The organism is Pseudomonas fluorescens (assembly GCF_012974785.1).
Lineage (GTDB): Bacteria > Pseudomonadota > Gammaproteobacteria > Pseudomonadales > Pseudomonadaceae > Aquipseudomonas > Aquipseudomonas fluorescens_BT.
On record NZ_CP027561.1, the window covers coordinates 775,008 to 791,759 of the forward strand.

16 protein-coding genes are annotated in these 16,752 nt (G+C 61.8%); 5 read left to right on the forward strand and 11 right to left on the reverse strand.

Annotated elements, in window-relative coordinates; genetic code table 11:
- The first annotated feature begins 2 nt into the window (after positions 1–2).
- The 3 genes from C6Y56_RS03350 (at position 3) to C6Y56_RS03360 (ending at position 3,480) form a co-directional block, all read left to right on the forward strand.
- Positions 3–932 (forward strand): LysR family transcriptional regulator, encoded by a 930-nt coding sequence (locus C6Y56_RS03350; RefSeq protein WP_169428721.1) that lies wholly within the window; start codon positions 3–5, stop codon positions 930–932.
- Positions 933–1,239: 307 nt separating this feature from the next.
- Positions 1,240–1,974 (forward strand): ArsR/SmtB family transcription factor, encoded by a 735-nt coding sequence (locus C6Y56_RS03355; RefSeq protein ID WP_169428722.1) that lies wholly within the window; start codon positions 1,240–1,242, stop codon positions 1,972–1,974.
- 126 nt (positions 1,975–2,100) lie between these two features.
- Entirely contained in the window at positions 2,101–3,480 is a 1,380-nt protein-coding gene (locus C6Y56_RS03360) for an MFS transporter (protein WP_169428723.1), read from the forward strand.
- A gap of 49 nt (positions 3,481–3,529) precedes the next feature.
- On the opposite strand, the gene C6Y56_RS03365 is transcribed toward C6Y56_RS03360, so the two are convergent.
- The 3 genes from C6Y56_RS03365 to C6Y56_RS03375 form a co-directional block, all read right to left on the reverse strand.
- Complete coding sequence (locus tag C6Y56_RS03365; RefSeq protein WP_007958502.1) at positions 3,530–4,483, reverse strand: adenosine deaminase; 954 nt, start codon at positions 4,481–4,483, stop codon at positions 3,530–3,532.
- Between the two features lie 80 nt (positions 4,484–4,563).
- Positions 4,564–5,529 carry an isopenicillin N synthase family dioxygenase gene (locus C6Y56_RS03370; RefSeq protein ID WP_169428724.1) on the reverse strand — a complete coding sequence of 322 codons (966 nt, stop codon included), beginning with the start codon at positions 5,527–5,529 and terminating at the stop codon, positions 4,564–4,566.
- A gap of 131 nt (positions 5,530–5,660) precedes the next feature.
- Positions 5,661–6,734, reverse strand: a complete 1,074-nt coding sequence (locus tag C6Y56_RS03375; protein WP_169428725.1) for a BMP family ABC transporter substrate-binding protein — start codon at positions 6,732–6,734, stop codon at positions 5,661–5,663.
- A gap of 286 nt (positions 6,735–7,020) precedes the next feature.
- On the opposite strand from C6Y56_RS03375, the gene C6Y56_RS03380 reads away from it, so the two are divergent.
- Positions 7,021–8,112, forward strand: a complete 1,092-nt coding sequence (locus C6Y56_RS03380; RefSeq protein ID WP_169428726.1) for a calcium:proton antiporter — start codon at positions 7,021–7,023, stop codon at positions 8,110–8,112.
- A gap of 60 nt (positions 8,113–8,172) precedes the next feature.
- Here the strand turns inward: C6Y56_RS03380 and C6Y56_RS03385 are convergent, their stop codons facing one another.
- The 3 genes from C6Y56_RS03385 to C6Y56_RS03395 form a co-directional block, all read right to left on the reverse strand.
- On the reverse strand, positions 8,173–9,531 hold the full coding sequence (locus tag C6Y56_RS03385; protein ID WP_169428727.1) for an 8-oxoguanine deaminase: 1,359 nt from the start codon (positions 9,529–9,531) through the stop codon (positions 8,173–8,175).
- Positions 9,532–9,714: 183 nt separating this feature from the next.
- On the reverse strand, positions 9,715–10,401 hold the full coding sequence (locus tag C6Y56_RS03390) for an SDR family oxidoreductase (protein WP_169432588.1): 687 nt from the start codon (positions 10,399–10,401) through the stop codon (positions 9,715–9,717).
- A gap of 36 nt (positions 10,402–10,437) precedes the next feature.
- The gene (locus tag C6Y56_RS03395; protein ID WP_169428728.1) at positions 10,438–10,788 is read right to left on the reverse strand and encodes a MerR family transcriptional regulator; all 351 of its coding nucleotides are present in this window, start codon (positions 10,786–10,788) and stop codon (positions 10,438–10,440) included.
- Positions 10,789–10,871: 83 nt separating this feature from the next.
- On the opposite strand from C6Y56_RS03395, the gene C6Y56_RS03400 reads away from it, so the two are divergent.
- Complete coding sequence (locus C6Y56_RS03400; RefSeq protein WP_169428729.1) at positions 10,872–11,288, forward strand: hypothetical protein; 417 nt, start codon at positions 10,872–10,874, stop codon at positions 11,286–11,288.
- Here C6Y56_RS03400 and C6Y56_RS03405 read toward each other — a convergent pair.
- From C6Y56_RS03405 to C6Y56_RS03425, 5 genes are all read right to left on the reverse strand, one after another.
- The gene (locus C6Y56_RS03405; RefSeq protein WP_169428730.1) at positions 11,285–12,211 is read right to left on the reverse strand and encodes an ABC transporter permease; all 927 of its coding nucleotides are present in this window, start codon (positions 12,209–12,211) and stop codon (positions 11,285–11,287) included. The genes C6Y56_RS03400 and C6Y56_RS03405 overlap by 4 nt on opposite strands.
- The gene (locus C6Y56_RS03410) at positions 12,211–13,317 is read right to left on the reverse strand and encodes an ABC transporter permease (RefSeq protein ID WP_169428731.1); all 1,107 of its coding nucleotides are present in this window, start codon (positions 13,315–13,317) and stop codon (positions 12,211–12,213) included. The genes C6Y56_RS03405 and C6Y56_RS03410 overlap by 1 nt, the downstream gene beginning before the upstream one ends.
- A 12-nt stretch (positions 13,318–13,329) precedes the next feature.
- The gene (locus C6Y56_RS03415) at positions 13,330–14,880 is read right to left on the reverse strand and encodes an ABC transporter ATP-binding protein (protein WP_169428732.1); all 1,551 of its coding nucleotides are present in this window, start codon (positions 14,878–14,880) and stop codon (positions 13,330–13,332) included.
- A gap of 537 nt (positions 14,881–15,417) precedes the next feature.
- Positions 15,418–15,999: an IMPACT family protein gene (locus tag C6Y56_RS03420; RefSeq protein ID WP_169428733.1), complete on the reverse strand. Its 582-nt coding sequence runs from the start codon at positions 15,997–15,999 to the stop codon at positions 15,418–15,420.
- Between the two features lie 8 nt (positions 16,000–16,007).
- Entirely contained in the window at positions 16,008–16,658 is a 651-nt protein-coding gene (locus C6Y56_RS03425) for a TetR/AcrR family transcriptional regulator (RefSeq protein ID WP_169428734.1), read from the reverse strand.
- Between the last annotated feature and the right edge of the window lie 94 nt (positions 16,659–16,752).

The following is a 16,752-nucleotide window of genomic DNA, read 5'->3' on the forward strand; positions in this document are numbered from 1 at the left end:
TGATGTTGCGGTTCGATGACTTGCAGTTATTTGTCCGGGCGGCGGACCTGGGCAGTCTGTCGGCGGCGGCACGGGTGATGGACATGTCCGCCGCCGTGGCCAGCGCGGCGCTCAAGCGCATCGAGCAACAGCTCGGTGCACGATTGCTGGCGCGCTCGACCCGCAGTCTGCGGTTGACCTCCGAGGGCGAGGGCTTTCTCGAATATGCCCGGGCGGCGTTGAGCAATCTGGATGAAGGACGCCGCTTGTTGGCCAGCGGGCAGGATCAGGTGAGCGGGATCCTGCAACTGTCGGCGCCCTCGGATTTCGGCCGCAACCTGCTGCTGCCGTGGCTCGACGAGTTTCAGCGTGAACATCCGAGGCTGACGGTGCGTCTGTTGCTGGGCGACCGCATTGCTGACCTGTTTCGTCAGCCCGTGGACATCGCCCTTCGTTATGGCGAACCGGAAGATTCCAGTCTGGTGGCGCTGCCCATTGCGGCAAACAACCGGCGAGTTCTGTGCGCCTCCCCTGGCTACCTGGCGAAACACGGTGAACCGACACAACTGGAACAGCTCGCGCAGCACAATTGCCTGCTGTACATGCTGGGCAGCCGGGTGCATGACCATTGGAGCTTTCACGATGGCAAGCGCGAAGTCGGCCTGACCGTCAGTGGTGACCGCTTCAGCGATGACGCCGACGTGGTGCGTCTGTGGGCGGTTGCGGGGGCGGGCATCGCCTACAAGTCGTGGCTGGATGTGGCCGACGATGTGCTCGCCGGACGCTTGAAAGTGCTGTTGCCAGGTTTGCTCTGCGAACGGGCTCCGCTGAATCTGCTGTGCGCCCATCGCGCTCAATTGAGTAAGCCGGTGAACCTGTTGAGGGAGATGCTCGCCAGTCGTTGCGCCGAATTGAGTAGCCGATTTCCCGTTTTTCCGCAGGTTGATCATTAGTCGCAGGTAAATAGCGAAATTTCTGTCAGGAACAATCACCAGCCGCACCCGCTCCAGCGCAGGACGCCGCTATCAACCCGCTTATACTAGCGTCCGCCTGAAGCCTGCACCGGCGCGCTGGCACAGGCACGATCAGATCGTCACTGACCGGTGGCGGTGGTGGCTGCGCCAAATGCAGCGAATGCCGGTGGCCGGGGTTGTTGCCTTGCCTTTTGCTCAGGGCATTTTGCGCGGTTTGGCCGACGACTGATTACGGGTCAAGATGTCTGCGGGCAGTAGACGATACGATTCAACAGGGAGTGAATACATGGAACATGCACCTTGCATCAGCCAGATCGCCACGTTGCTGGCCGATCCCAAACGCAGCGCAATGATGTGGGCGCTGATGGATGGCTCGGCCCGGCAGACCGAGGAACTGGCGCTGCTGGCGGGGCTTTCGCCCTCGTCGGCCAGCGCACATCTGGGGCGCTTGTCCGCTGGCGGTCTGTTGAAGGTCGAGGTCCGTGGGCGCAAACGTTTCTTCCGCCTCGCCGCTCCCGAAGTCGGCGCGGCGATCGAGGCACTGGCCAGTGCCTCGATCGCCAGCGCTCCGCAGAAAATTCCCGACGTGTTCAAGCGCTCGACACCGATTGCCAGACCACAGGCCGCCCCGTCTTCCCTGCTGCGTGCGCGTTTTTGTGATGATCATCTGGGCGGTACGCTGGCGGCCGACCTGTATCAACGCCTGCTCGATGCCGGATGGATCGAACAGCTTGAACACCGTGTGGTCGTCACCCACAAGGGGGCGACGCAACTGGCCAGTCGCGGGGTCTTCATCCAGGCCCTGGCTCATCGCAATGTCCAGGTGGCCTGCGCTTGCCCGGACTGGAGCGAGCGTCGGCCGCACATGGGCGGCTCGCTGGGCGCGGCGTTGCTGCAGCTGTTCATGCAATCCGGCTGGTTGATGCTGCCCAACGATTCCCGCGCCTTGCAGTTGACGGCGGCGGGGCAGCGGGAGATTCACCGGTTTGCCCGGGAAACCGAGCTGGAAATGGCGTTGTAGAGCCCTCGTTGTCATTGTCCTGATGACTGGCGTCGCCCACGACTGTGATCAGGTCGCATCTGGCACAAACGCCTGACGTCTATCGCGCACACTCGATCTGCGGACATTTCGGATAGAGGAGGTGGCATGGACACGGCAAGCTACAGCGCGGCCGATCGACTGGAACGGCTGCCGGTGAGCGGTTATCACCGGATCATTTTCATCATCATCGCCCTGGCGTTTTTCTTCGACTCCATGGATCTGGCGATGATGACCTTCCTGCTTGGCTCGATCAAAACCGAGTTCGGCCTGAGCAGCGCCGAAGCCGGGTTGCTCGCCAGTTCGAGCTTTTTCGGCATGGTGCTGGGGGCGTCGCTCTCCGGGCTGCTGGCCGATCGTTTCGGGCGCAAACCGGTGTTTCAGTGGAGCATTGTGTTGTGGGGGCTGGCCAGTTACCTGTGTTCCACGGCGCAAACGGTCGAGAGTCTGACGCTGTTCCGCATCTTGCTGGGAGTCGGCATGGGCATGGAGTTTCCGATCGCCCAGTCGATGCTGTCGGAGCTGATCCCCGCACAACGTCGCGGGCGATACATCGCCTTGATGGACGGTTTCTGGCCGCTGGGCTTTGTCGCTGCCGGGGTGCTGTCGTACTTCCTGCTGCCACTGATTGGCTGGCGCGACATCTTTCTGGTGCTGGCGGTGCCGGCGGTGTTTGTGCTGGCGATCCGCTTTTTCATTCCCGAGTCGCCGCGCTGGCTGGAACAGGCGGGCAAGCACGAAGCGGCGGACAAGGTGTTGTGCGCGATCGAGGACCGGGTACGGAAGTCGCTGGGCGGGGTCGCGTTGCCGGAGCCGGTTCGCCTGCCTCGGATGATCACGCCTCCGGGCAACTTCCTGTCGGCCCTTGGGCAGATCTGGTCGCCGCTGTACCGACAGCGCACCATGATGATCTGGAGCCTGTGGTTCTTCGCGCTGCTCGGGTTCTACGGCCTGACCTCCTGGCTCAGCGCGTTGCTGCAACAGTCGGGGTTCGCGGTCACCCAGTCGGTGTATTACACGGTGCTGATTTCCCTCGGCGGGATTCCCGGCTTCCTGATGGCGGCCTGGCTGGTGGAGCGCTGGGGACGCAAGCCGGTGTGCATCGTCACGTTGCTCGGCGGCGGGGTGATGGCGTTTCTGTACGGCCAGAGCGCGGTGTTTGGCGGCAACGTGGCGCTGCTGATCGGTACGGGTCTGTTGATGCAGTTTTTCCTGTTCGGCATGTGGGCGGTGCTCTACACCTACACGCCGGAGTTGTACCCGACATCGGCGCGGGCGACGGGCTCGGGGTTCGCTTCGGCCATCGGGCGCGTGGGCTCGCTGCTCGGGCCGTTGGTTACCGGTCTGGTGTTTCCGATCACCGGGCAGGGCGGGGTATTTGCGTTGGGGGCGTTGTGCTTTGCGGTGGCGGCGGGGGTGGTGTGGCTGTTCGGGATGGAAACCCGGGGCAAGACGCTGGAAGAGTTGACGGAAGCGGTTGTGCGTTGACACCTGAAAAGCCGTTCGAACACGGGAGTGTTCGAACGGCTTTGTGCTGTTACGGTTTTACCAACCGTGCATCCAGGCTGTTCTGCGCCAGGCGCTTGGCCTGATCCTGAGTCATGCCCAGGTGAGTGTGCAGCGCATGGAAGTTCTCGGTGACATAACCGCCGAAGTACGCCGGGTCATCGGAGTTCACCGTGACCTTCACGCCGCGCTCGAGCATGTCGAGGATGTTGTGCTGCGACATGTGATCGAACACGCAGAGTTTGGTGTTCGACAGCGGGCACACGGTCAGCGGGATCTGCTCGTCGATGATCCGCTGCATCAGGCGCTCGTCTTCGATGGCGCGCACGCCATGGTCGATGCGCTGGATTTTCAGCAGGTCGATGGCTTCCCAGATGTACTCCGGCGGGCCTTCTTCACCGGCGTGAGCGACGGTCAGGAAGCCTTCGTGACGGGCACGATCGAACACGCGCTGGAACTTGCTCGGCGGGTGACCCATCTCGGAACTGTCCAGACCCACGGCGACGAACGCATCACGGAACGGCAGCGCCTGGTCGAGGGTTTTCTGCGCTTCGTCTTCGCTGAGGTGGCGCAGGAAGCTCAGGATCAAACCGCTGGTGATGCCCAGTTGCTGTTCGCCATCCTTCAGCGCGGCGGCAATGCCGTTGAGCACCACTTCGAACGGGATACCACGGTCAGTGTGAGTCTGCGGGTCGAAGAACGGCTCGGTGTGAATCACGTTCTGCTCTTTGCAGCGCAGCAGATAGGCCCAGGTCAGGTCGTAGAAGTCCTGGGAGGTGCGCAGCACGTCGGCGCCCTGGTAATACAGGTCGAGGAATTCCTGCAGGTTGTTGAAAGCGTAAGCCTTGCGCAGGGTTTCGACATCGCTCCACGGCAGGGCGATCTTGTTGCGTTCGGCCAGGGCGAACAGCAGCTCGGGCTCCAGCGAGCCTTCCAGATGCAGGTGCAGTTCAGCCTTGGGCAGGGCGTTGAGCCAGTCGTACATATTCTTTTCTCATCAGGTGCAATGACGGCATTCTACAGATGCGCGCCGAAACAATTGGCAAAACCTGACCAACCGATCCATCACACCGCTTCCTGTTCCCGTCGATAGGCGTAGGTATCGGCAAAGCGCGACAGCAGGAATTCGGCGCAGGTGGTGGTCGGATATTTCGCCGGATGCTGTGCGTCCTGGCAACCGGGCAGGCACTCGATGCGTGTGTCCGGGTGCGGCTCGGCGAAAAACGGCATCGAATAGCGATCCACGCCCAGCGGGCTGATGACCCGGTGCGGGGTCGAGCGATAACGATCATTGCTCCAGCGCGCCATCATGTCGCCGAGGTTCACCACGAAGGTACCGTCGATGGGCGGTGCGTCGATCCACTGGCCTTTGACGTTTTTCACCTGCAAACCGCCGGCGGTGTCCTGATACAACAGCGTGATGCAGCCGTAATCGGTGTGCGCGCCGGCGCCTTGCTGTTCGGCGGAACTGGCGGTGTGGCGCGGCGGGTAATGAATCATCCGCAGCACGCTGACCGGCTCATTGAAGCGTTTGTCGAAGAAATCGCGCTCGATGCCCAGTGCCAGGGTCATGGCCCGCAACAGGGTTTGCGCCAGGGCCTGCATGTCGCGGTAGTGCTGTTCCATCAGCGCTTCCCAGCCTGGAATGGCCGGGTGACGATTGGGGCCGCGCAAGGGTTTTTCCGCCAGCACCTCCGAATGGTCGGCCGGCAGGTGCAGGCCCATGTCGAAGGTTTCCTTGAGATCGCTGGGTTTGTCCGGGTCGAGCTGCTCGGTGGCGATGGCGCCGTAGCCGCGGTGATGGACGGTCCGGGTAATGTCGATCTTGAGTTTTTCCGCTGCCGGCAATTCGAAGAAGTGCCGGGCGTGATCGAGCAGGGATTCGATGCGCTGCGCAGAAATCGGATGGCCCTTGATATAGAAGAAGCCCCATTCGCGGCAGGCGTGGTCGATCTGTTCGGCGACGGCGGGCCAGGCGTTCTGGTCGTCGGAGTAGAGCGCAGAGATGTCGATGATCGGAAGGCTGTTCATGCACAATCCTTGGAGTCATGTGAGATCCAGTGTGGGAGCCAGCCTGCTGGCGATGAGGCCAGAACGGTATCGACTGAAAGTGCGCTATCGCCAGCAGGCTGGCTCCCACAGGGTTTTATGGCGGGCAGGCGTTATTTCGGCATCTCGGCCTTCATGCCTTCGACGTAGTAATTCATCGACGCCAGTTCCGCGTTGGTGGCGCTGACCCCCGCCGGGATTTTCTCGACCCCGGCCTGATCCTTGATCGGCCCGGTGAATGGTTGCAGGGCACCGCTCTTGATGTCGGCGATGATCTGCTCGGCTTCGGCCTTCACCGGTGCCGGCACCAGATCGCTGATCGGCAGTTCGACTGTGCCTTCTTTCAACCCGCCCCAGTAATCCTGGGATTTCCAGCTGTGGTCGATCACGCTCTGGGTCGCCTGAATGTAGTGCGGCGCCCAGTCGTTGACGATCGAAGTCAGCACCGCTTTCGGACCGAAGTGCGCCATGTCCGAAGCGTAGCCCACGGCGTAAACACCTCGCCGTTCGGCGGCCTGGATCGGTGCCGGGCTGTCGGTGTGCTGGAACACCACGTCCACGCCCTGGTCGATCAGCGCGTTGGCGGCGTCGGCTTCCTTGCCCGGATCGAACCACGAGTTGACCCACACCACTTTGATTTCCGTGCCGGGGTTGTACTTGTTCAGGGCCAGCTGAATGGCGTTGATGTCGCGGATCACTTCCGGGATCGGGAACGAGGCGACGTAGCCGATCTTTTTGCTCTTGGTCATCTTCGCCGCGAGGAAACCACCGACATAACGGCCCTCGTAGGTGCGTGCGAGATAGGTGCCGAGGTTCTTGTCCTGCTTGTAGCCGGTGGCGTGCTCGAAGGTCACCTTGGGAAACTGTTTGGCGACTTTCACCGTCGGGTTCATGTAGCCGAAAGAGGTGGTGAAGATCAGGTCGTAGTTGTCCTTGGCCATGTTGCGGATCACCCGCTCGGCATCGGCGCCTTCGGCGACGTTTTCCACGTAGTTGGTGGTGATCTGTGTGCCGAGTTTTTCCGCCAGTGCCTTGCGCCCCTGTTCATGCTGATACGTCCAGCCGTGGTCGCCGATGGGGCCGATGTAGACGAAGCCGACTTTCAGTGGATCGGCGGCACTGGCGCTCAGGCTGAGGCCAAGGCCCATGGCGATGCACAGCAGTGTTTGCAGTGGACGTTTTTGCATGAACGCGAACTCCCTTTTGTTGTGTGTGGGGAGAGCAATGCAAAAGGCTGACCAAGCGGACAACAATCTGGCTTGAAACCGAGGCGCGCCCATCGCGGGCAAGCCCGCTCCCACAAAAACGCCGCGATCCCTGTGGGAGCGGGCTTGCTCGCGAAGAGGCCGTAAAGGCCAATAAAAGTGCATGTCCGTACAAGGACGCCATCCACTGGTGCGCTAAGGTGTAACGAACCATTAGCGCCGCCCCGCAGTCAGTAGCTCATTCGACCTCAGCGCCCGAAGGCCCGCCATGCTCACGATCTTCAAGCAAGAAAGCTTTCTGCTGCTGGCCCTGATCGCCGCCCTCGTCGCGTATCCGATGGAGCACTGGTTGCTGCACAGCGGCCAGGTCGTCGCCCTGACAGCAGGGCTGGTGTTGATCGCCTTCATCGTTGCCGCCTCGATGCGCGTCGCCCATCAGGCCGAACTGCTCGCGGAAAAAGTCGGCGACCCTTACGGCACGATGATCCTGACCCTCGCCGCCGTGCTGGTGGAAGTGGTGATCCTGGCGATCATGATGCGCAACGAAGCCTCGGCCACGCTGGTGCGCGACACGATCTACTCGGCGGTGATGCTCGACATCAATGGCATCCTCGGCCTCGCCGCGCTGATGGGCGGGATCAAACATGGCGAGCAGTCCTACAACGACGATTCGGCCCGCAGTTACAGCGTGATGATCCTCACCGCCATGGGTGTGTCGATGGTGGTGCCGGAGTTCATTCCCGAGGCCAACTGGAAAATTTATTCGGCGTTCACCATCGGCGCGATGGTGCTGCTTTACGCGTTGTTCCTGCGGATGCAGGTCGGGCCGCACAGTTATTTTTTCAGCTATAGCTACCCGGACAAGCGCCGCAGGAAAGAGCCCGTGGAGCAGGAGCCGAAACCGGCCAGCCTGGCGCTGTCGATCGGCATTCTGGTGTTCGGTGTAGTGGTGATTGGCGCACTGGCCGAGGTGATGTCCAAGACCCTCGATCTGGGCCTGGAAGGGACGGGGGCTCCGCCGGTGATCACGGCGATTCTGGTGGCAGCGATCTCGGCAGCGCCGGAGATTCTGACCGCGTTGCGTGCGGCGTTGGCCAACCGCATGCAGTCGGTGGTCAACATTGCGATGGGCGCTTCTCTGTCGACGGTGATTCTGACGGTACCGGTGATGGAGGCGATGGCGCTCTATACGGGGCAGCCGTTTCAGATGGCGATGACGCCGGTGCAGACGGTGATGATCTTCATCACGCTGATCGTCAGCGCGATCAACCTCAATGACGGTGAGACCAATGCCATCGAGGGCATGACCCACTTCGTGCTGTTTGCGACGTTCATCATGTTGTCGCTGCTGGGCCTCTGAGCCGATCACAAAACCAAATGTGGGAGCAAGCCCGCTCCCACATTCAGACTTCCGCTTGGATCAGGTGCCGGCGATCAACTGCCGAGCTGCCTGGCTGTGATCGGCAATCAGGCCTTTGAGATCCAGCCCTTCAACCTGCCCGTCAATCACGCGCCACTTGCCGCCGATCATCACTCTATCCGCTCGGTCCGCACCGCATAGCAGCAATGCGGAAATCGGGTCATGACTGCCGGAGAAGCGCAGTTCATCCAGTTTGAACAACGCCAGATCCGCCTGTTTGCCCACCGCCAGTTCGCCGATGTCGGTACGGCCCAGCAGACTCGCCGATCCTTTGGTCGCCCAGCCCAGCACGCGTTCCGGGGTGATTTTCTCGGCGCCATAACGCAGACGCTGGATGTACAGGGCCTGACGGGCTTCGAGGATCATGTTCGACGCATCGTTGGACGCCGAGCCATCCACACCGAGACCGAAAAGTGCGCCGGCATCGGTCAGTTCGATGCTCGGGCAGATGCCGGATGCCAGGCGCATGTTCGAACTCGGGCAGTGGCAGATGCCGGTGCCGGCCGCGCCGAGGCGGGCGATTTCGTCGGGGTTGAAATGGATGCCGTGGGCCAGCCAGGTGCGCGGGCCGAGCCAGCCGACGCTGTCCAGATAATCCACGGTGCGAAGGCCGAAGCGTTGCAGGCAGAAGTCTTCTTCGTCGAGGGTTTCGGCCAGGTGAGTGTGCAGGCGCACATCAAGCTTGTTCGCCAGTTCGGCGCTGGCGGACATGATTTCCGGGGTCACCGAGAACGGCGAGCACGGCGCCAGGGCGATCTGGATTTGCGCGCCGTCGCCACGTTCGTGGTACTCGTGAATCAGGCGCTGGCTGTCGTCGAGAATCACCTGACCTTCCTGCACGGTCTGCTGCGGAGGCAGGCCGCCGTCCTTCTCGCCGAGGCTCATCGAACCACGGGTGAGCATGGCGCGCATGCCCAGTTCGCGCACGGTTTCGACTTGCACGTCGATGGCGTTTTCCAGGCCATCCGGGAACAGGTAATGGTGATCGGCGGCGGTGGTGCAACCCGACAACAGCAACTCGGCCAGCGCGACTTTGCTGGCGAGGGCGAGTTTTTCAGGCGTCAGGCGCGCCCAGACCGGGTACAGGGTTTTCAGCCACGGGAACAACGGCTGATTGACCACCGGCGCCCAGGCGCGGGTCAGGGTCTGGTAGAAGTGGTGATGGGTGTTGATCAGGCCCGGCAGGATCACGTGTTCACGGGCGTCGAACACTTCATTGCACGGTGTCGATGGTTGCTGGCCGGCGCCGAGCACTTCGGTGATCACACCGTCTTGCAGCACCAGACCGCCACGGGCATCGAGACCGTTGGCCGTGAAAATGGCGAGGGGATTTTTTAACCAGATACGGGTCGCAGGCATTGTGGCCGGCTCCTCTGAAAGTGGGGTTCAGGGTTGCCAGCTCAGTGTTGCCCTGTCTGCTGATCCAGGGTCGCCGCGAAGGGCGAGGTGCGGAGTTTCGAACAAAATGTTGCGACGGGCAAGCCCAACCCGACCAGACACCGGGATAACCCTGTGGGAGCCAGCCCCCACAGGGTCCAGTGATTACCAGGGAATGGTTTCACCCTTGTAGTTCACAAAGTGATGGCCGCCCTTGCCGGCAAACGCGTCCACTTGATCCACCAGGCCTCGGGTGCTGGTCTCCACGTCGATGTCGGCACCTTCGCCGCCCATATCGGTTTTCACCCATCCCGGATGCAGCGACAGCACGGTGAGTTTCTGCTCGCCCAACTGAGTGACGAAGCTGTTGGTCATCGAGTTCAGTGCTGCCTTGCTGGCCTTGTACAGCGCCAGTTCCGGCGCGTCGGGCATGGTCACGCTGCCGAGCACCGAACTCATGAACGCCAGCACGCCGCTGCCATCGCGGATCTGCCCGACGAAGCGCTGGGCCAGGTTGATCGGAGCCACGGCGTTGGTGAAGAACAGTTGACCGACTTCGGCCAGCGTTGCGCCGCCCGGGGTCTGCACTTCAGGGCCTTTGACCCCGGCGTTGACGAACAGCAGGTCAAACGTCTCGCCCTTGAGCTTCTGGCTCAGAGCGATCACCGCTTGCTGGTCGTCCATGTCGAGTTTTTCGATCTGTACGTTGCCCAGTGCTTTCAGCGCCTCGGCATTCGAAGGGTTGCGAACCGTGGCGGTGACTTGCCAGCCGTCGGCCAGCAGGGTTTTCACCAGGCCCAGACCCAGGCCCCGGGAGGCGCCAATGATCAGTGCGTGCTTGGCAGGATTCAGTGCGGACATGACGGGCTTTCCTTGAAAGTTGAAAGATCACGGGTTCAATGGACAGCGTTGACCGAGCCGATGCTGCAATTCGTGGCGCAGCTCGCCGAGTTCGGCCATGCGGGTTTCGACCAGCTTGAGCTTGTCTTGCAGCAGTTGCGTGACGGTGGTGTCGGGGTTTGGCGATTGCCACAGCGCGCCAACGCTGCTGCCGATCTCGCCAAGGGTAAAGCCCAGACGCTGCGCCGTCTTGATGTACAGCACCAGTTGCACCATCTCCGGCGGATAGTTGCGATAACCGTTGGCGCTGCGTTGCGCCGCGATCAATCCGCGCTCCTCGTAAAATCGCAGCGTGTCACGACTGACATCGCAGGCCTGGGCCAACTCACCGATGCGCATCTTGCAGGTCTCGAAAGTGTTTGACCCTGGAGCATACTCCAGGCTTTACCGTGGTTGCTCCCTGAATTTTCGGAGCAAGGATGATGTGGACTTCAACGCAGTATCGGCAGTTGGTGCGCGGCAGTGCCTGGTATGACCTGATCGTGACGGCGGCGTTTGTCACGCCGTGGAGTTTTGCTGTTTTGCATGGGTTGTTGACGGCGCTGAGTCAGGCGCTGGAGCTGCCCGGCGAGCTGCCGCCGTTCGAACCTGCGCATTTGTTGATTGTGAATCTGTTCGGTTCGGTGGTGTGCATGTGGGCGGTGCTGCGGATTCGTGATCCGCAGCCGGTTTATGGGCGCTACGACGCGGTGACCCGGTTTCTGTTCGCCGCGTGGATGACGTATGCCCTGGCCCACGGCGCCAGTTCGTTGGTGGTGGGTTTTCTGGTTCTCGAAGTGGCGTGGGGCATTGCTCAGGCGTTGCCGGTTCGGCCGCTGTCGCGAGCCGTCACGGCTTAATGACCGGCCTGCCACGGCTGCCCCAGTGATACCGGCGCATACAACCGTGTACGCAGCGCATCTCGCGACAACACCACCAGCACCAGAATGGTCGCGACATACGGCAGCATCGCCAGCAAGCTCGAAGGAATCGCCAGCCCCAACCCCTGCGCCACCAGGTGCAGGATGCTGGCAAGTCCGAACAGATACGCCCCGAGCAATAGTCGCCACACCCGCCAACTGGCGAACACCACCAGCGCCAGCGCGATCCAGCCGCGGCCGGCGGTCATGTTCTCGGCCCACATCGGCGTATACGCCAGTGACAGATATGCGCCGGCCAACCCGGCCATTGCGCCGCCAAACAGCACCGCCAGTGTGCGCACGATCAACACCGGCAAGCCCATGGCACTGGCCGCGTCCGGGTTCTCGCCGACCGCTTGAATGACCAGCCCGACACGGCTTTTCACGATCACCCACGCCACCAGCGCAAACAGCGCGAACGACAGGTACACCAGCAGATCCTGGGCAAACAGCATGCGACCGATCAGCGGGATTTCGCTCAGGTAGGGAATGGCCAGCGGCTCGAAACCGGCCAGCGGTTTGCCGACCCACGCCGCGCCGACAAAGGTCGACAGGCCGACGCCAAAAATCGTCAATGCCAACCCGGTCGCCACCTGATTGGCGTTGAACACCAGCGCCACCAGCGCAAAGAGCGACGACAACAGCATCCCGGCGAGCATCGCCAGCACCACGCCCAACCACAGGTTGCCGCTGTTGAACGCGACGATGAAACCGATCACCGCGCCAAACAGCATCATGCCTTCCTGCCCGAGGTTGAGTACGCCGCTCTTTTCGCAGATCAGTTCACCCAGCGCCACCAGCAGCAGTGGCGTGCCGCAACGCACCATGGCGTAGAAAATATTGCTCAGCAGATCGATATCCATCACAGCGCTCCGGCAGTTACGGCGGTGGTTGAGGTGCGCCGCACCCAGCGCAGGTTCAGGCGTGGTCGGTAGAGGATCAGCACGTCACAAGCCAGCAGGAAAAACAGCATCATTCCTTGAAACAACTGGGTGATCGCCTGGGGCAGATTCAGCGTCATCTGTGCGCTCTCGCCACCGATGTACAGCAGCGCCATCAACAGGCTTGAAAACAGAATGCCGATGGGGTGAAGCCGCCCGAGAAACGCCACGGTGATCGCCGCATAGCCGTAGCCCGGCGAGACCTGCGGCACCAGTTGGCCGATCGGGCCGGTGACTTCGCAGACACCGGCCAGCCCGGCCAGTGCGCCGCTGATCAACAGCGCGAGCCAGATCAGCCGCTTCTCGCGAAAACCGGCAAATCCCGCCGCGCGCTTGTCCAGACCCAACACTTTTATCTGGAAACCGACGAAGCTTTTCTGCAGCAACACCCACACCGCGACCAGCGCAAGCAAGGCGAAATACACACCGATGTGTGCCCGACCGTCCTCCATCAACAGCGGCAGGCGGCTGGCATCGCTGAACATTGCTGACTCGGGAAAATTGAATCCGGCCGGATCCTTCAGCGGCCCGTGTACGCAGAACAGCAACAGGTTCAGCGCGATGTAATTGAGCATGATGCTGGTGAGGATTTCGTTGGCGTTGAAGCGCGTGCGCAACCAGGCGGTGAGCCCGGCCCACGCGGCGCCGGCGAGGGTGCCGGTGAGCAGGATCAGTACCAGCGCCCAGCGGCTTTGCAGATCGATGATGTTCACCGCCAGCGCACTGCCGGCCAACGCACCGAGCAACAGTTGACCTTCGGCGCCGATGTTCCAGATCCGCGCCTGATAGGCCACCGCCAGCCCCAGCGCACACAAGAGGATCGGCAAGGTTTTGACCAGCAGCTCGGAGACGCCATACAGGTCGCTGACCGGGGCGATCAGCAAGGTATGCAAAGTTTTCAGCGGATCATGGCCGAGGGCGACGAACAGCAACGATCCGCAGACCAGCGTCAGCACCGCCGCCAGCACCGGCGAGCACCACAACATCAGGCGCGATTGGCGACCACGGGGTTCGAGGGAAAGCAACATGGGAAAACTCCGTTAAACCGTGGCCGGTTGTGATTGAGGGGTGTCGAACTGACCGGCCATCCAGCCGCCAACGTCGCTGAGGCGGGTCAGCGCCGTGTCCTGCAACGCCGACAGGCGCCCGCCGCAGAGCGCGCCGAGGCGGTCGCTGATCCGGAACAGTTCGTCGAGGTCTTCGGAAATCACCAGGATCGCCGCACCGGCATCGCGCAAGGCAATCAGGGCGCGATGAATCACCGCTGCCGCGCCGACGTCCACGCCCCAGGTGGGGTGCGCGGCGATCAGCAGTTTCGGTTGCTGGAGGATTTCCCGGCCGAGAATGAATTTCTGCAGGTTGCCGCCCGACAGGCTGCGGGCGGCGGTCTGGGTGTCCGGGGTTTTCACGCCGAAGCGCTGGATGATCGTTTGGGCGAGGGCTTCGACCTTGCCGCGCTCGATCAAACCGTGGCTGACCAGGCCTTGTTGAAAGGCGGTGAGCAGGGCGTTGTCCGCCAGGCTCATGTCCGGCACCGCGCCATGCCCGAGGCGTTCGGCGGGGACGAACGCCAGGCCGAGTCTGCGTCGCGCATCCGGGCGCCGATCGGCGACGGCGTGTTCTCGAAGATGGATGGTTGCCGCTGATTCGCGGGGCAGTGTCTGCTCGCCGCTGAGCAATGCCAGCAACTCGTCCTGACCGTTGCCGGCCACTCCCGCGATGCCGACGATTTCACCGCTGCGCACCTGCAAGTCGATGTCGGTCAACGAGCAGCCGAACGGATCGGGGTTGTGCCAGTTCAATCCGCTGACTTGCAGAAATGCTGCGCCGCCCCTGACTTTCGGGTACTCGCCGTTCAGCGCCGCCGACTCGCCGACCATCAACTGCGCCAGTTGTTGGTCGGTGCATTGCGCCGGTACGCAATGCCCGGCCACCCGACCACCGCGCAATACCGTGGCGCTGTGACACAAGGCGCGTACCTCGCCGAGTTTGTGGCTGATGAACAGAATGCTGCAGCCCTCGGCCGCGAGCCGGCGCAGGGTGATGAACAACTCGTCGGCTTCCTGCGGCGTGAGCACCGAGGTCGGCTCATCGAGAATCAGCAGGCGAATGTCTTGCATCAGGCAACGAACGATCTCGACCCGTTGCCGCTCGCCGATCGACAGGCTGTGGACAAGTCGCTGGGGTTCCAGCGCCATGCCATATCGGCGGGACACGTCACGGATTTTCGCCTCAAGTCGTTTCGGCGAACCGGCCGCCGGGCCCATCGCCAGTGCGATGTTCTGCGCCACGCTCAAGGTCTCGAACAGCGAGAAATGCTGGAACACCATGCCGATGCCCAACTGCCGCGCCTGGGCCGGATTGCGCATGATCACCGGTTGCCCCTGCCACAGCATCTCGCCCGAATCGGCCTGGATGACGCCGTAGATGATCTTCATCAACGTGCTTTTACCTGCGCCGTTTTCACCGAGCAGCGCGTGGATTTCACCGGGGGCGATGCTCAGGTCGATGGCGTCATTGGCGAGGCAACCGGGATAACGTTTGCTGATGTGGCGCAGTTGCAGGCGCGGTGTGGACGTGGGGTTTGGCATGACAGGCTCGGGTCGCTTGGAGTTGTGCCTGTGGATAAAGCAATTTCCTGGCCATTGAGTCAGGAACGCGGAAGGCCGCTGTTTGCCAGCCTGTGGCGTAGAGCCGGTGAAATGATTTCGACGTTTTGCGAGGCACCACTTGAGGGCAAAGCCTTTGATCAGGCTCCAGTTTTGCCCGCAACCGGCTGATCAAAAAACGACCAGTCCCGCCGGAGCCATGCAGAACCTGCGACTGCGCCAGCCATGAACGGCTTATCCACAGGTTGCTCCACAGTATTTGTGCGCAAGACAAAATCCCGGGCATAAGCACTGCCGGGCTTTCTTCTAAAGGCGATAAACAACGCTAAGCGATTGTTTTCATGTGAAATTGTTCGTTGTGCCAGGCGATTGGATGAAAAGTGAACAAATCCCGCAAAGCCACGTGACAGAAGGGTTACAGCCTCCTGTGCTCAGGTTATCCACAGCCGGGTGCACAGCGGATGTGGGCAAGTCCCGGGTATGAGCCAATCGGCTTGTGCCCTAAAACGTGGCGAGGGTTCAACGCTGCAGCAGGATTCGCCCACGGCTCAGGTCGGCCAACTGATTCTGCAACAGCTCGATGTGCGCTTCGCCCACGGCCAGTTGCAGCTCGACACCATTGGCGGTGAAGTTTTCCTCCAACACCAGACCGCCGAGATCCGCCACCCGCAACTTCACCAGTGCCAGCTCGCTGAAAGCGCAGGCGCAACGCACGGGCACGCGACTGATCAACTCGATCTTCGGCGCTGCCTGCAGGCACTTGTTTGCACCGCCGCCATAGGCCCGGGCCAGGCCACCGGTGCCCAGTTGAATGCCGCCATACCAGCGGATCACCAGCACCGCGACCTGATCGCAATCCTGCGCTTCGATGGCCGCGAGAATCGGCCGCCCGGCAGTGCCACCGGGTTCGCCGTCGTCGTTGCTGCGGTATTGATCGCCGAGTTTCCACGCCCAGCAATTGTGCGAAGCGTTCAAGTCGCTGTACTGCTCGATGAAGGCTTGCGCCTCGGCAGGGCTGCCGATCGGCGCGGCGAAGGTGATGAAACGGCTTTTGCGAATCTCTTCGCGGAATTCGCAAAAGCCGCTGAGGGTGAATGGCATAAAACGACTTATATAGAAGAAGTGAGGCCGCAGCCTTTGAGGATGATGCGGATCAGGTTGTTGCCGGCGTCTTCCATGTCCTGTTTGGTCAACTTGCTGCGACCGGTCACCCGGCAGATCTGGTTGGCGAAGTCGGCGTAGTGCTGGGTGCTGCCCCACAGCAGGAAGATCAGGTGCACCGGATCCACCGGGTCCATCTTGCCGGCGTCGATCCACGCCTGGAATACGGCGGCCCGGCCCTGGAACCAGGTGCGATAGTCCTGGTTGAAATACTCGGTCAGGCATTCGCCGCCGCTGATCACCTCCATCGCGAAGATCCGCGACGCTTGTGGCTGGCGACGGGAAAACTCCATTTTCGCGCGGATGTAGCGGGTCAGCGCTTCGGCCGGATCGTCCTCGGCCGTGAGGGAGTTGAAGGTGCTGTCCCACAGCTCAAGGATGTTGCTCAGTACCGCCACGTACAACCCGAGCTTGTTGGTGAAGTAGTAATGCAGGTTCGCCTTGGGCAGCCCGGCCTTGGTGGCGATGGTATTCATGCTGGTGCCTTTGTAACCGTGACGGGCGAATTCGTCTTCGGCGGCTTTGATGATGGTCTCTTCGTTCTTCTGACGAATGCGGCTGGCAGGTTTTCCGCCGTGGGCAGGGACTTCAAAGGTCATAGGCACTTCCGGGTTTGTCTGTGGGGTGCAACCAGTTGCGTTGATAGCGCAACCATCGGCCTGCGACAAGCCCCGGGCAATAAAACGCCGCTCA